The 14,688-nt window shown below is 76.4% G+C and carries 13 protein-coding genes and 1 pseudogene; 7 read left to right on the forward strand and 7 right to left on the reverse strand.

The features are described from left to right. Nucleotides 1-771 (reverse strand): annotated as a pseudogene (locus tag EAD96_RS16315) (hypothetical protein); the annotation flags it as partial. Nucleotides 772-861: 90 nt separating this feature from the next. Between EAD96_RS16315 and EAD96_RS16320 the strand changes: the two are divergent. Further along, nucleotides 862-1,335 (forward strand): molybdenum cofactor biosysynthesis protein, encoded by a 474-nt coding sequence (locus tag EAD96_RS16320; protein ID WP_121684925.1) that lies wholly within the window; start codon nucleotides 862-864, stop codon nucleotides 1,333-1,335. 151 nt (nucleotides 1,336-1,486) lie between these two features. Continuing rightward, nucleotides 1,487-2,053, forward strand: coding sequence for a sigma-70 family RNA polymerase sigma factor (locus EAD96_RS16325; protein ID WP_120570026.1), 567 nt, complete (start codon nucleotides 1,487-1,489; stop codon nucleotides 2,051-2,053). A gap of 49 nt (nucleotides 2,054-2,102) precedes the next feature. On the opposite strand, the gene EAD96_RS16330 is transcribed toward EAD96_RS16325, so the two are convergent. Beyond that, the gene (locus EAD96_RS16330) at nucleotides 2,103-2,837 is read right to left on the reverse strand and encodes a zf-HC2 domain-containing protein (RefSeq protein ID WP_121684926.1); all 735 of its coding nucleotides are present in this window, start codon (nucleotides 2,835-2,837) and stop codon (nucleotides 2,103-2,105) included. 49 nt (nucleotides 2,838-2,886) lie between these two features. Continuing rightward, a complete protein-coding gene (locus EAD96_RS16335; protein WP_199733197.1) occupies nucleotides 2,887-4,713 on the reverse strand; it encodes a glycoside hydrolase family 15 protein in 1,827 nt (608 codons plus the stop codon). Nucleotides 4,714-4,764: 51 nt separating this feature from the next. On the opposite strand from EAD96_RS16335, the gene EAD96_RS16340 reads away from it, so the two are divergent. The 3 genes from EAD96_RS16340 to EAD96_RS16350 are packed head-to-tail and all read left to right on the forward strand — an operon-like array spanning nucleotide 4,765 to nucleotide 7,475. Further along, nucleotides 4,765-5,967 carry a D-arabinono-1,4-lactone oxidase gene (locus EAD96_RS16340; RefSeq protein ID WP_121684927.1) on the forward strand — a complete coding sequence of 401 codons (1,203 nt, stop codon included), beginning with the start codon at nucleotides 4,765-4,767 and terminating at the stop codon, nucleotides 5,965-5,967. Then, entirely contained in the window at nucleotides 5,964-6,341 is a 378-nt protein-coding gene (locus tag EAD96_RS16345; protein ID WP_120570023.1) for a sensory rhodopsin transducer, read from the forward strand. Before EAD96_RS16340 ends, EAD96_RS16345 begins: the two co-directional genes overlap by 4 nt. A 33-nt stretch (nucleotides 6,342-6,374) precedes the next feature. Further along, nucleotides 6,375-7,475, forward strand: a complete 1,101-nt coding sequence (locus tag EAD96_RS16350) for an FUSC family protein (protein ID WP_121684928.1) — start codon at nucleotides 6,375-6,377, stop codon at nucleotides 7,473-7,475. 9 nt (nucleotides 7,476-7,484) lie between these two features. Here the strand turns inward: EAD96_RS16350 and EAD96_RS16355 are convergent, their stop codons facing one another. Next, nucleotides 7,485-8,885 carry an acyl-CoA synthetase gene (locus EAD96_RS16355; protein WP_121684929.1) on the reverse strand — a complete coding sequence of 467 codons (1,401 nt, stop codon included), beginning with the start codon at nucleotides 8,883-8,885 and terminating at the stop codon, nucleotides 7,485-7,487. 132 nt (nucleotides 8,886-9,017) lie between these two features. Here EAD96_RS16355 and EAD96_RS16360 point away from each other — a divergent pair, with 132 nt between their 5' ends. Then, nucleotides 9,018-10,145, forward strand: a complete 1,128-nt coding sequence (locus EAD96_RS16360) for a CaiB/BaiF CoA-transferase family protein (protein WP_121684959.1) — start codon at nucleotides 9,018-9,020, stop codon at nucleotides 10,143-10,145. Nucleotides 10,146-10,170: 25 nt separating this feature from the next. Here EAD96_RS16360 and EAD96_RS16365 read toward each other — a convergent pair whose 3' ends face one another. Continuing rightward, a complete protein-coding gene (locus EAD96_RS16365; RefSeq protein ID WP_120573794.1) occupies nucleotides 10,171-10,587 on the reverse strand; it encodes an ASCH domain-containing protein in 417 nt (138 codons plus the stop codon). A 1,077-nt stretch (nucleotides 10,588-11,664) separates the two neighbouring features. Between EAD96_RS16365 and EAD96_RS16375 the strand changes: the two genes are divergently transcribed. Then, nucleotides 11,665-12,201 carry a GNAT family N-acetyltransferase gene (locus EAD96_RS16375; protein ID WP_120570020.1) on the forward strand — a complete coding sequence of 179 codons (537 nt, stop codon included), beginning with the start codon at nucleotides 11,665-11,667 and terminating at the stop codon, nucleotides 12,199-12,201. A 1-nt stretch (nucleotide 12,202) separates the two neighbouring features. On the opposite strand, the gene EAD96_RS16380 is transcribed toward EAD96_RS16375, so the two are convergent. After that, nucleotides 12,203-13,795: a polyketide antibiotic transporter gene (locus EAD96_RS16380; protein WP_121684930.1), complete on the reverse strand. Its 1,593-nt coding sequence runs from the start codon at nucleotides 13,793-13,795 to the stop codon at nucleotides 12,203-12,205. Further along, nucleotides 13,792-14,676, reverse strand: a complete 885-nt coding sequence (locus EAD96_RS16385; RefSeq protein WP_121684931.1) for an ABC transporter ATP-binding protein — start codon at nucleotides 14,674-14,676, stop codon at nucleotides 13,792-13,794. Before EAD96_RS16385 ends, EAD96_RS16380 begins: the two co-directional genes overlap by 4 nt. Between the last annotated feature and the right edge of the window lie 12 nt (nucleotides 14,677-14,688).

A 14,688-nucleotide genomic window follows, 5' to 3' on the forward strand; every position in this document is an offset into this window, starting at 1 on the left:
GGTACCGGCCGAGGTGACACCCAGCAGCACCGCCACCGCGGCGACACCCGCTGCCGCCAGCCGCTGGGGGAGCGCCCGCTCGGCCGGGGCGTCCCACGGGCCGAGCGGCCGGGGTGGCCGAGGCCGGGCGGCCCGGTGCGCGGACCGCAGCGCCTCGACGTCCTCGACGACCGCCAGCCGCGTACCGGTGGCGCCGGCGTGGGCCAGGGTGAGGTAGAACCGGGCGTTCGCCGCGCCCGGTGCTGGTACGCGGAGACCCGCCGGGGTGCCACCGTCGGCGCCGTGCAGCAGGGTGACCGGGCGGCCCGGATGGTGCCCGAGGCCGTGCAACTCCCGCAGGGGCCAGTCCCGCCGGACGTCGTGCCCGGCGAAGGCCACCCGCCGGTCGGTCACCACTGCGGCGCCGCTGTCGACCACGCGCAGTCCCGCCGGCAGCGGACCGTCGGCCGGGTCGAGACAGCCGGCGAGCGTGCGGCCCGGCGCCGGTAGCCCGGGCAGGTGCCGGGCCGTGGCCTCGACCAGGTCGACGGTGGGCAGGATGCGGTAGACGACCTCGCCGTCGTCCAGCGGCACCGGGAGCGCGTTGCCGGGCAGCGCACAGCCACGGAAGCCCGCCGCCTCCATCGACAGCCGGTCCAGGTGTTCGGCGCGGCGCCGCCAGATCCGGGCCGCGGCCTCGTACGCCTGGCGCCGGCGCTCGTTCTCGCGCCGTGCCCAGGCCAGCCGCCGCTGCGGATGAGCGCCGATCGCATCGGGTCGCCTCGCCGTCACACCTGGTACAACGCTCTCCGGAAAGCGCGGATACGTGAGCGCGGCTATCGTCCGGTTTGGCGGTGGTATGCCCGCGATTAGACTTCGGGCATGCCGCGGATCGTCCAGTTGCTGGCCTCGCCCGTGCACCGGTACGTGGGCCGCCCGGCGGACGGACCAGCCCCCGCGCCACCGGGCGAACTGGTCGACCGGGTGGAGCTACGAGCCGGGCTCGGCATCGTCGGTGACCGCTACTTCGGCCGCCCCGCGCACCGGCAGGCGAGCGTCACGCTGATCGCGCGGGAGTCGCTGCCGCCCGGCGCGGACCTCACCCAGCTGCGGCGCAACGTGCTGACCGAGGGCATCCCGGTGGACGAGCTGGTCGGCCGCGTACTCACGCTCGACTCCGGCGACGGCCCGGTCCGGCTGCGCGTGCACCGGGCCGCACCGCCCTGTGCCTGGCTCGACGTGGTGGTCGCCCCCGGCACCTGGAAGGCGATGCGCCGACGCGGCGGCGTCCGGTGCGCCCCGCTCACCGACGGCGTCCTGCGGGTCGGGCCGGTCACCGTGTCCGTGGACGATTGACCCGGTTCGGGAACTTTCCCCACCCGAGGGCCGACCAACCGGGGGCGACCGGCACTCCGGCGCCGGCAGGAGGGACGCCAGGAATGAACCGAGCGGGGCGCGCATCCGTACCGTCCGGCATGAGCAAGCCGGACCGGCGGGCCGGCCGCGGATGAGCCCGGACGCCGACGACGAGCAGGTGACCGGGTGGGCGCGCCGCGCCGCCCGGGGAGACCAGCTGGCCGCGGCCGCGTTCGTCCGGGCCCTCCAGGCACCGGTGTGGCGGTTCCTCGCCCACCTCGCCGGGCCCGCCGAGGCCGACGACCTCGCCCAGGAGACGTTCCTGCGCGCGCTGCGCAGCCTGCCCGGCTTCGCGGGCCGGTCGTCCGCGCGTACCTGGATCTTCACCATCGCCCGCCGGGTCGCGGTGGACCACGTGCGCGCGGCGACCGCCCGGCCCCGGGTGGCCGCGCTGCCGGACTGGCAGGCCGCCGCCGAGGCGGCCGGCGCGGTGACCGGCGGCGGGGACGACGGTGTCGTGCTGCGCGGCCTCATCGCCACGCTGGCACCGGACCGGCGGGAGGCGTTCGTGGCCACCCAGGTGCTCGGCCTGTCCTACGCCGAGGCGGCCGAGGTGTGCGGCTGCCCGGTGGGCACCATCCGCTCCCGGGTGGCCCGCGCCCGGGAGGACCTGGTCGCCGCCTGGTCCGGCGACGCCCGCGACCGCCGGGCCCGCTGAGACCGCGACCACCGGGACCACGGCGAGGCGCAGGTCCGCGGGGGGACCGTCAGGCGGCCCGCCGGTCGCGGGCCTGTGCGGGGTACGGGCCGGGCGGCACCAGCCGCAGCGACGGCGCGGCCGGTTCCTCGGTCCGCAGCGCCCACCGGGATCCCCCCGACCGGCGCTGGCCGGGCGGGGTGTCGCCGGGACGCCGGCCGAGCCGGGACAGCACCAGCATCACGGCCCAGCCGACCAGCAGGAAGCCGTGGCTGACCAGCCGGGTCATCGCCACCTGCCCGGTGATCAGGTCGTTCACCGACAGCAGGACGAGCGTGGCGACGAACGCACTGAGCATCGGCAGCAGGCCGGACGGGGCGGACCGGCGCGCCGCCACGTAGAGGAACCCGGCGCCGACCGCCACGTTCCAGGCCGCCGACTCGTGCCACAGGTGCTGGCCGGAGGCGTGCGCGTGCGTGACGACCGCCTCCCGGCCGATCTGGGCCAGGCCGAGTACGAGCTGCACCGCGCCGAGCAGGCCGAGCGCCCCGCGCAGCCCGAGCGTGATCCGGTGGCGGCGGCTGGGCCGGGGCGGGGGAGCGGCGGCCAGGACCGCGTCGACCAGGTCGGGCACCCGCGGGGCGAGCTGCGTACGGGCCCGCCGGGTCACCGACGCGGCCGAGTCGAACCAGCCGCGGCAGCCGGCGCAGCCGGTCAGGTGCGCCTCGGCCGCCTCGATCTCCGACTCGGACGCCTCACCGTCCAGCTGTGCCGACAGGATCTCCCGCCACTGCTCACACACCATGTAGGGATAGTCGTCGGGACACCTCGCCTGGTTCCCGGCGGGGTGCGGGTCACGTCTGCGCGGCCGGTGACCGTTCCGCCCACGCGTGCAGCGCGTCCCGGTCGCCGGCGGAGTCGAGGTTCAGCGCCGCCTCGATGAGCGCCAGATGGGTGAACGCCTGCGGGAAGTTGCCCAGGGCGGTGCCGTCGGGCGCGCGTTCCTCCGGGTGCAGGCCGAGCGGCCCGGCCCGGCCGGCGAGCCGGTCGAAGATCTCCCGCGCCTCGCCGTGCCGGCCGGCCAGCACCAGCGCGGAGACCAGCTCGAAGGAGCAGAGCAGGAACGCGCCCTCGGTGCCGGGCAGCCCGTCGTCGACCCGGTAGCGCCGGATCAGGTCGGGCGCGACGGCGAGGTCGGCCCGGATCCGCTCGACGGTGGCGACCATCCGCGGGTCGTCGCCGGGCAGGAACCCGACGAGCGGCATCCGCAGCAGCGACGCGTCCGGCTCGGTGTCGCCGTACGCCATGACGAAGCTGCCGGCGCGCTCGTCGTAGCCGCGGTCGAGCACCTCGGCGTGCAGCGCGTCACGTTCCCGGCGCCACCGGTCCACCGGGGCGGTCCGGTCACCGAGCAGCCCGGCGAGGCGGATGCCCCGGTCCAGGCAGACCCAGGTCATCACCTTCGAGTTGACGTAGTGCCGGCACGGGCCGCGGATCTCCCACACCCCGTGGTCCGGTTCCCGCCAGCGCTGCGCCATGGTCTCGACGTGACGCCGCAGCAGCGCCCACTGCGGGCCGGTCAGCTCACCGGTGAGCAGCTGGTAGGCAAGCGCCGCGTCGAGGATGTGCCCGTACGTGTCGAACTGGATCTGGTGGGCCGCCTCGTTGCCGATCCGCACCGGCGCCGAGCCGGCGTAGCCGGACAGGTGCGGCAGCTCGCGCTCCTCGGTGGGGTGGCCGTGGATGCCGACGAGCGGGGCGAGCGGATGCTGCCGGGCGCAGACGCCGAGCAGGAAACGCAGGTAGCGGCGGCCCTCCTCGGCGTGGCCCAGGCGGAACAGCGCGAGCAGCAGCAGCGCCGCGTCCCGGTGCCAGGTGAAGCGGTAGTCCCAGTTGCGTACCCCGCCGATCTCCTCGGGCAGCGACGTGGTCGGGGCGGCCAGCAGCGCGCCGGTCTCGTCGTAGGACAGGCCCCGCAGCACCAGCGCGCTGTGCCGGACCGCGCCGGCCGCGAAGCCGCTGTAGTCGCCGCGCGCCGACCATGCCCGCCAGGTGTCGGCGGTCCGCCCGGTCAGCTCGCCGGCGTCGGCGAGGGCGGGCACCGGGTCGGCGTACCCGAGAAGCAGCGTGGCGTCCTGCCCGGCGCGCAGCTCCGCCTCGGCGACGAGCGTGCCGCCCTCGACCGTGACCGGCAGGTCGGTGCGCAGCCGCAGCGGCGTGCCGTCGGCGTGCCAGCCGGTACCGTCGCGCCGCCAGCGCACCGGGCGTGCCCCGTACCCGGGCCGGGGCGTCAGCTCGGCGCGGACCCGCAGCACACCGTCGGTGACCCGCAGCCGGCGCACCAGCACCCGCTCGGCGTGGATCGGCCGGTCGGCGGCGCCGGGCCGGACCGCGAGCAGGTCCTCACCGGCCGCCGCGCCGGACGGGGCGGCCCAGTCGTTCTCCAGCACCAGCGTGTCCGCCCGGTAGCGGCGCCGCGGCGCCGGGCAGCCGGCGACGGTGAGCGTGAACCGGCCGCCCGCGTCCCGGTCGAGCAACCGGGCCGCGACCGCGTCGCCCGCCGCGTCCGGTACGCAGAACCACTCGACCGCCCCGTCCGGCGCGACGAGCGCCGTGGTGTGCGTGTCGGACAGGAACGCGTACGCGTCGATCGGCGGGAACGCCGGCGGCGACTCGGGCACGGCGGTGACTACCCGGGGCGGGCACGGGTAAGCGGGCCGGGGAGGGCCGCTGTGACACGCGAGTTCGTGAACTGGTCCGGCAGCCTCCGCTTCACGCCGGCGGAGCGGGCCGAGCCCGCCGACGAGGCGGAGGTGTGCGCGCTGGTACGCCGCGCCCGGGAGAGCGGCACCACCGTCCGGCCGGTCGGCTCCGGGCACTCGTCCAGCCCGCTGGTGCGTACCGACGGGATCCTGCTGAGCCTGGACCGGCTGTCCGGCGTGATCTCCGACGACGGGCACCTCGCGACCGCGTGGGCCGGCACCAAGCTCAGGGCGCTCGGCGAAGGGCTCTACGACGCCGGGCTGGCCATGGACAACCTGGGTGACGTCGACTACCAGTCGATCGCCGGGGCGACCGCCACCGGCACCCACGGCACCGGCATCGGCTTCGGGAACCTGAGCACGCAGGTGACCGGCGCGCGCCTGGTCACCGGCACCGGCGACGTGCTGGACGTCGACGCGCGCCGCAACCCGGACCTGCTGCCCGCCGTCCGTCTCTCCCTCGGCGCGCTGGGCGTGGTCACCCGGATCACGCTCGACGTGCAGCCGAGCTATCAGCTGCACCGCCGCTCCTGGTGCGCGCACCTGGACTGGACCCTCGACCACCTCGCCGAGCTCCAGCACACCAACCGCAACATGGACTTCTACTGGTACCCGCGCAGCGACCGCACGCAGATCCGGGTGATCAACCGCATCGACACGGACGCCGCGCCGGAGCGGGCGGAGGTCCGGTTGCCGGGCGGCGAGCCCCGGCAGAGCCAGGTCGGGCCGACCCACCGCACCATTCCCCGGGACCGGGAGCTGCGCTTCGAGGAGATCGAGTACATGCTGCCGTCGGAGGCGTTCCCGGCCTGCTTCGCCGAGGTGCGCCGCCGGGTGCGCGACCGGCACCGCCGGGTGGCCGCCTGGCGGGTTCTCGTGCGCACCATAGCCGCCGACGACATCTGGCTCAGCAACGCCTACGGCCGCCCCACCACCACGATCGCCTGCCTGCAGAACACCTCGCTGCCGTATGAGGAGTACTTCCGGGACGTGGAGGCGGTGTTCCGGCACTACGGCGGACGCCCGCACTGGGGCAAGAAGCACTGGCTCGGCGCGCGGGACCTGCGTCCCCTCTTTCCCCGCTGGGACGACTTCCAGGCGGTGCGCCGCCGGCTCGACCCGGGCGGGGTGTTCCTCACCCCGGACCTGGCCCGCCTGCTGGAGGAGCAGTGAACGGGCCGGTCGGCGCCCGGATCTGGGTGGTGCCCGGCGGGCACGTGCCGTTCCCCGCGCACGGCCCGGAACCGGCGTTCACCGCCTTCGACCAGCTCTGCGTGCTCAACGCCGGCGACGAGGACGCCGAGCTGGAGCTGGACTTCTACTACCAGGACGCCGAACCGGCCGGGCCGTACCGGATACGGGTCGGTGCCCGACGCATCCGGCACGTACGGGTGAACGACCTGATCGACCCGGAGGCGGTGCGGCTGGACCGCCCGTACGGCTGCGTGCTGCGCTCCCCGGTCCCGGTGGTGGTGCAGTTCCTGCGGCAGGACACCCGGCTGCCCGGGGTGGTGGCGCTGACCGGCACGATGGCGTACCCCGGGTGAGGTTCGAGCGGGCGACCGCGGGTACCCGGGCGCATGCGGGATGCCGTCGACCGGGTACGCGACGCCGGGCGGTCGAGCCGCCGGAGGCTGCGCACGTACTTCCTCGTGGCGGTCCAGGCCGGCCTGGCCGCCGCGCTGGCCTGGACGGTGGCCCGCGAGGTGCTCGGCAACCCCGACCCGACGTTCGCGCCCGCCGCGGCGGTGAGCGTCATCGCCGCCTCGCTGGGCAACCGCACCCGGCGGACCGTGGAGCTGGTGGTCGGGGTGGTCCTCGGCATCGTCGTCGGCGACCTGCTGGTGCGTCTCTTCGGCACCGGCCCGTGGCAGACCGGCGTGATCGTGTTCCTGGCGGTCTCCGCGGCGGTGCTCGTCCGTGGCACCGGCGCGCTCGTCACCCAGGCCGGCGGTACGGCTGTCCTGGTCGCCACGCTGACCCCGGTGTCGCCCGACCTGGAGCTGCCCCGGACCGTCAACGCGCTCGTCGGCGGCGTCGTCGGCCTGCTCGTGGTGCTGGTGATCGCGCCGCTGAACCCGCTGCGCGCGGTCCGCCGCGTCGCCGACCCGGCGCTCGACACGTTCGCCCGCCAGATGACCGCGTCGGCGGAGGCGCTGGCCCACGCCGACGTGCGCGCCGCCGACGAGGTGCTGGAGCGGATGCGCGCCGCCGAGACGGAACTGGACCGCATCGACGAGATGGTCGGCGCCGCCGCCGAGGTGGTCCGGTTCTCGCCGGTGCGCTGGCGGCGACGGCGGGCCCTGGCCGCGTACCGGCGCGGCGCCGAGCACCTGGACCGGGCGTTCCGCAACAGCCGGGGCATGGTCCGCCGGATCGGCACCGCGTTGCGGGACCGGGAGCCGGTGCCGCCGGAGCTGCCCGCCGCGCTGGAACACTTCAGCGAGGCGATCCGGCTGCTGCACCGGGCGTTCCTGGCCGCCGACGAGCCGGTCGCCGCCCGGGAACGGGTGCTGCGCGCGGTCCGCGCCGCGGGCGAGGCGTGCCGGCAGGACATCGGCTTCTCCGGCACCATCGTGGTGTCGCAGCTGCGGACCGTCGCCAACGACCTGCTGCGCGCCACGGGCGTACCCCCGGACGAGGCCCGCCGCCAGGTCCGCCGCGCGGAGGCGGCCCGCTGAACGGGCCGCTCACACCTCGGTCAGGCGGGACTTCTGCACCTTGCCCATCGCGTTGCGGGGCAGGGCGCCGACCAGCCGCACCTGCCGGGGGCGCTTGTGCGCGGACAGGTGCCGCGCCACGAAGTCGATCAGCTCCGCCTCGGCCACGCCGTCGCCGACCACGTACGCGGTCACCTGCTGCCCCAGGTCGGGGTGGGGCGTGCCGACCACCGCCGCCTCCCGCACCCCCGGGTGGGCCAGCAGCGCGTCCTCCACCTCGCCGGCCCCGATCCGGTACCCGCCGCTCTTGATCAGGTCGGTGGCGGCCCGGCCGACGATCCGGTGTGCGCCGTCCGGGCCGACAGTCGCGACGTCGCCGGTGCGGAACCAGCCGTCCGCCGTGCGGGTGGCCGCGTCGGCGTCCGGCCGGTTCAGGTAGCCGTCGAACAACGTGCTGCCGCGTACCTGGAGCTCACCCATCGCCTCGGCGGGCAGCGGGCCGCCGTGCTCGTCCACCACCCGCGTCAGCACGCCGGGCAGCGGCACGCCCACCGTGCCGGGCCGCCGGGGACCGTCCGCGCGGGCGCTCACCGTCACGAGCGTCTCGGTCATCCCGTACCGCTCCAGCGGCCGGTGCCCGGTCAGCCCGGCCAGCGCCGCGAAGACCGGCTCCGGCAGCGCCGCGCTGCCGGACACCAGCAGCCGGGCGCCGCGCAGCGCCCGCGCCGCCGCCGGTCGCGCCGCGATCCGCGACCAGATCGTGGGTACGCCGAAGTACATCGTGGCGCCCGCCGCCGCGTACCGCTCGGGGTGGGGCCGGCCGACGTGGCGCAGCCGGCTGCCGACGCGCAGCGGGCCGAGCACGCCGAGCACCAGTCCGTGCACGTGGAACAGCGGCAGGCCGTGTGCCAGCACGTCGTCCGGCGTCCACGCCCACGCGTCGGCGAGCCCGTCCAGGCAGGCGGCGATCGCGCGGCGGGACAGCACGGCGCCCTTCGGCGCGCCGGTGGTGCCGGAGGTGTAGAGGATCAGCGCGATAGCCGCCGGGTCGGGCTCGGGGTGCCGGGTGTCCGAGCGCCGGGCCGGGTCCAGCGGCACGACCGGCGGCGAGCCGGTGTCGACGTCCGGTGCGCCCGGCGCCGCCAGCAGCAGTTCCGCGCCGGAGTCGCGCAGGATGTGGTCGCGTTCCATCGGGCCGGCGTCCGGCGGCACCGGCACCACCGCCGCGCCTGCCAGCAGCCCGCCGACCACGCCGACCACCGTCTCCAGGCTCGCCGTGGCGGGCACCGCCACCCGGGCCGCGCCCCGCAGGTCGTCGGCGACGGCGGCGGCCGCCCGGCGCAGCTCCACCCAGGACAGCGACCGGTCTCCCACGCGCACCGCGCCCGGGCGGTCGTCGGTGGCCTCGGCGAGCCGGTTCAGCAGCGACACGGGCACCCCTCTCACCGGTACGTCCGCCCGGCGTGTCGGCGGACCCACAGTGACCGTAGCCGGGGCGGACACCCCGGCCCGGCGCGCCGTCAGGAATGTGTCATCGTGGTCGGCGGCGAGGGAGGGATGGGCATGTCGGGTCCGTTGCGCGGGGTGCTGGTCGCCGACTTCTCCCGGATCCTCGCCGGGCCGTACGCCACGATGCTGCTGGCCGACCTCGGCGCGGACGTGGTCAAGGTGGAGGCGCCCGGCGGCGACGACACCCGCGGCTGGCGCCCGCCGGTGCGCGGCGACGTCTCCACCTACTACCTCGCGGTCAACCGCAACAAGCGTTCGCTGGTGCTCGACCTGACCGACCCCGGCGACCTGATGCTGGCGCACCGGCTGGCCGACCGGGCCGACGTGCTGATCCAGAACTTCCGCCCGGGCGCGCTGCGCCGCTTCGGCCTCGACCACGACACGGTCACCGCCCGCAACGCCCGCCTGGTGTACGCCTCGATCAGCGGCTTCGGCGCCGCCGGGGGCGCCGACCTGCCCGGGTACGACCTCATGGTGCAGGCCGCGGCCGGGCTGATGAGCCTCACCGGGGACGCCGACGGCCCGCCCTACAAGGCCGGGGTGGCCGTGTTCGACGTGATCGCCGGGCTGCACGCGGCGGTCGGGATCCTGGCCGCCCTGCGGCACCGCGAGGAGACCGGGCGCGGGCAGCACGTCACAGTGGACCTGCTGTCCTCGGCGCTGTCCGGGCTGGTCAACCACACCGGCGCGCACGTCGCGGGTGGGGCGGCGCCGCACCGGATGGGCAATGCGCATCCGAGCATCGTGCCGTACGAGCCGCTGCCCACCGCCGACGGCGAGCTGGTGGTGATCGCCGGGAACGACGGCCAGTTCCGTACCCTCTGCCGGGTGCTCGGCGTGCCGGAGCTGGCCGGCGACGCGCGGTTCCGCCGCAACGCCGACCGCACCGCGCACCGAGACGAGCTGCGCCCGCTGCTGGTGGCGGCGCTGTCCCGGCGCGGCAGCGCGGAGTGGTTCGCCGAGCTGCGCGCCGCGGGCGTGCCGTGCAGCCCGATCAACTCGGTCGCCGAGGGGGTCGCGCTGGCGCAGGGGCTCGGCCTGGATCCGGTGGTGACGGCCGGCGGGGTTCCGGGCATCCGCAACCCGATCGGCCTGTCCGAGGCGCCGCCCCGCTACGAGCTGCCGCCGCCGGGCCTCGACGAGCACGGCGCGGCGCTGCGCGCCTGGCTCGCCGCGGAGTGAGCCCGGCCGCCCGCCGGGCCGCCCGTCAGAGCGTCTCGACCAGGCGGAAGCGTTCCAGCACGGCCGGAGTGTCGTCGTCCACCGTGAAACCGGGGTCGCCGAGCCAGCCGCGGTAGTCCTCGCCGTGCCAGAACCGCTCGTGGCCGGCCCGCCAGGCGGCGACCGTGTCGAACCCCTCGCCCTCGTCGCGCGCGTGGTCGAGATCGACGTCGCCGAGGCGGGCGACGCGCACCTCGACCAGCTCGATCACCGCCACCGGCCGGCCGTCGGAGTCGATCACGGCCGAGCGGGTGCCGACTGCGGGCAGCGGCTCGCCGTCGATCTCGTAGTCCTGGACCAGCCCGGTGGTGGTGGTCTTGCTCCCGTCGAGCACGGCGGCGACGAGCTGGTCGCGCAGCGGGCCCGGGAAGGCGAACTCGAAGGTGGGCAGGTCGGCGTCCATGCGCGGCAGCGTAGCCGGGTCACGCGGGGCGGGCGACCGCCTTCCGCGGCGACCGCCTTCCGCGGCGCCCGGCCACCCGGCCCCGGCCACCCAGCCCGGCGGCGGCAGCGTCCGGTCGAGCCAGTCGAGCAGCACCCGCTCGTACTGCGGGCTGACGCCGTCCAGGTCCTCGCGGTCCCCGAGCGTGGGGGCGTGGTCGCAGCCGGCCAGCCGGGCCACCGTCAGCTCGGCGTCGCGGGCGCTCCGCCGCCACACCGCGAGGCTCTCCTCGATCGGGATCCACGCATCCGTCTCGCCGTGACAGAGCAGCACCGGGCCGGTCAGCCGCGCCAGAACCGGCGCCGGGTCGTAGTCCATGTCGGTCCAGGTGCCGGGCGTGGCGGGCAGTTCCTCGGGCAGGAACGCCAGCGGGAACCACTGGCGCCGCGCCGCCGCGTCGATCGCCGCCTGCGCCACCGGGCGGGCCACGTCGCCGCGCAGGTAGTCCTCGACGAGCGCGCGCAACTCGGCCAGCTCAGCCACGTCGGCCGGGCCGTACCCGTTGCGGCGCAACTGCTCGGCGGTGCCGTAGCGCATCTGCCTCGCGGGGCTCACGCCGCTGCACCCGACCAGGACCAGGAAGTCGACCGGACAGCGGGTGGCGGTGAGCGCCGCCGCCCACGCGCCCTGACTGAAACCCCAGAGCCCGACCAGGGCCGGCCCGACGTGCCGGCGCAGCTCGGTCACCGCGGCCGACGCGTCCTCGGCCTGGTCGGCCAGCGGCACGTCGTGCCCGTCGATCCGGGGGCGGCGGTCGTAGCGCAGCACCGCGATCCCGGCCGGAGGCAGCAGCCGGGCCAGGTGCGCGTACAGGAAGTGGGAGCGTTGCCCGGCGTGTGAGCCGTGCAGCACGACGAGGCCGCCGCGTACCGGCCCGGCCGGCAGGTCGACGACCGCCGGCAGTCCCGCCGCGCCGACCGTCGTCTCCATGCCGGGCAGTGAACCACGAGCCGTCCCGGCCGGTGGTCCCGGCCGCCGTCCGGGACACCCGCGTGCGTACGCTGACCAGGTACGTCGCCGCGACCGTGGAGAACCGCCATGACCAGCCCCGCACCGCGCACCGTCCGGGTCGCCCGCCCCGAGGACGTGGCCGCCCTCGTCGACCTGATCGAGTCGGCGTACCGCGGCGAGCGCAGCCGCCAGGGCTGGACCCACGAGGCGGACCTGCTGGCCGGGCAGCGCACCGACCCGGAGATGGTGGCCGCGGCGGTCACCGGCCCGGGCGGCGTGGTGCTGGTCGCCGAGCAGGACAGCGCCCTGGTGGCCTGCTGCCAGCTCGAACGCCGCGACGACCACGTCTACTTCGGCATGTTCGCGGTGGCCCCCGGCCGGCAGGGCGGCGGCCTGGGCCGGGAGCTGCTGGCCGAGGCCGAGCGCTACGCGGCCGAGCAGTGGCACGCCGGCGAGATGCGGATGACCGTGATCGTCCAGCGCGACGACCTGATCGCCTGGTACGAGCGGCGCGGCTACGTGCGCACCGGTGAACTGAGCCCTTTCCCGTACGGCGACGAGCGCTTCGGCGTGCCGCTGCGGCCGGACCTGGCGTTCGAGACGCTGCGCAAGAAGCTCGGCTGACTCAGCCCGCCACATCCCGGCGGCCGTAGGCCCAGCCGCCCAGGGCCGCCAGGGCGAACGCCGCCGCGACGAGCACGCCCTGAGCCGTCCAGTTCGGCGCCGCGTCGGGCACGGCGGCGAGATGCGCGTACGGGGACAGCGCGCCGATCCAGGCGGGCGCGCGCACGCTCTCCGTCACCACCGTCAGCAGGAAACCACCCGCTGTGGGCAGCATGCCCAGCACGGGAACGAGCCGGGGCGCCGCGCCGACGGCGAGGGTGGCCGCCCCGGCGCCGAGCAACGCCAGCGGCAGCACGTTGAACGTGCCCGCCAGGGCGGCGGTGAGCGGCAGGCCGGCGCCGACCACCGTGGTACCCAGCCACGTCGCGAGACCGGCCGCGACCGCCAGCGCCACCGCCCCGGCGGACGCGCTGCCCACGTCGGCGGCGAGCAGCCGGACCCGGCTGACCGGGCCGGCCCGCAGCAGCGTGAGCCGGCCGGCGACCTCGGCGGCGACGAAGGCGTTCAACCGCGCGGTGGCGAACGCGCCGATCGGCACCGCCAGCAGCGCGAACAGCGTGGCCACGTACCCCCGGACCCGGTCGAGCCCGCCGAAGCCCGCCCGCGCGGCGAGGTCGGCGAAGGCGGGGTTCTGCTCCAGGAAGCCGGTCAGCGACGTGGCGAGCACGCCGATCAGCAGGAAGTAGGCGGCGACACCGGTGGCCCAGCCGGCGAGCGGACGCAGGGCGCGCCGCATCGCGAAGGCCGGCACCGAGTGCAGCAGGTGGCGTCGCGGTGCCCGGCCAGCCGGTGGGCGCAGCAGTCCGGCGCCCACGTCGCGCCGGGCGCACAGGGCCAGCGCCGCCCCGGTCAGCACGACGACGGCGGCCAGCGACACGAGCAGCGGCGCCCACCGGTTCTCGTGGTACGGGCGGGTGAGCGCGAGCGGACCGTACGGCGGCAGCCACCGCAGCCACGCCGCCGCCGGCCCGGAGTCGCCGGCCATCCGCGCCAGCAGACCGGCCCCGAGCACGGCCAGGCCGCTACCGGCCGCCCCCGCCCTGGTCGGCTGGACCTGGACGACGACCGCGCCCACCGCGACCGCGAACGCCCCGGCCGAGGCGAGACCGGCCCCGTGCAGCAGCGCACCCTGCCACGGCGTGCCGGCCGCCGTCAGCGCGGCCGCGAGCAGCGAACCGGCCACCGCCGACGTCGCCGTCAGCGGCGCCAGGTGACGCCGCAGCACCGCCGCGGGTGTCAGCCGGCCGGCGAGCAGCAACCCCCACCGGCCGGCCTCCTCCTCGCCCCGGGTCACCCGGACGGTCGCCAGCAGGCTCCACACGCTGACCAGCACGGCCAGCACCGTGCCGGTGCGCCACACGGTGAACCCACCGGCGGTGTCCAGGGCGACGGGCTCGCCGAACAACGTACGGATCGCCGGGTTGTGCGCCAGCGTCGCCAGGGCGGCGGCGTCCATGCCCTCGCCGACGGCGCCGGCGTAGGTGGCCACCACCAGGGCGGACATGCCGACGGTCACGCCGGTCACGACGAGGGCCGGCCGCCAGACGCCGCGGGCGGCGAGCAGGCTGACCGCTGTGCCGGCCGGGCGGGTCACGACTGCTCCCCGTAGTAGTCGAGGAAGATCTCCTCCAGGCTCGGCTCGCGCACGGTCAGCGTGGTGATCTCCGCGCCGGACAGGGCGCGCAGCGCGGCGGCGGGCGGGCCGGCGAGGGTGAAGCGCAGCAGTCCCTGCCGCTCCTCGACCGCTTCGACGCCGGGCACGCCAGCCAGGCCGGGCGCGGGGCCGGTGAACCCTACCGTCACCTCGCTGCGGTGCAGCCGCCGCAACTGCGGCACCGGGGCGATGTCGACGAGCCGGCCGGCCCGCAGGATCGCCACCCGGTCGCAGACCGCCTCCACCTCGGCGAGCTGGTGCGAGCAGAGCAGCACGCTCTGCCCGTTGTCCCGCGCCTCGCCCACCGCGCGGCGGAACTGCAGCTCCATCAGCGGATCCAGCCCGCTCGTCGGCTCGTCGAGCACGAGCAGCGGCGCCCGGGTGGCGAACGCGGCGACCAGCGCGACCTTCTGCCGGTTGCCGGTCGAGTAGGTGCCGGCCGGGCGGGACGGGTCGAGCGCGAACCGTTCGACGAGGTCGGCCCGGTAGCCGGCGTCCACGCCGGGACCGGTCGCGGCGAGCAGGTCGAGGATCTCCGCGCCGGTGAGGTGCGGCCAGAGCGCCACGTCGGCCGGCACGTACGCCAGCAGCCGGTGCGCCGCCCGCACGTCAGCGGCGTCCGCCTCGAAGATCCGGGCGACACCCCGGGTGGGACGGGCGAGGCCGAGCAGCAACCGGATCGTGGTGGACTTGCCGGCGCCGTTGGGGCCGAGGAGACCGACCACCTCACCGGCTTCGACTGTCAGGTCCAGGCCGTCGAGGGCCACCAGGCGGCCGTAGTGCTTCGTCAGATCACGGGTGTGGACGGCGGGGACTCCCATGGCGTGGCTCCT

The organism is Micromonospora sp. BL1 (genome assembly GCF_003667485.1).
Classification (GTDB): domain Bacteria; phylum Actinomycetota; class Actinomycetes; order Mycobacteriales; family Micromonosporaceae; genus Micromonospora; species Micromonospora tulbaghiae.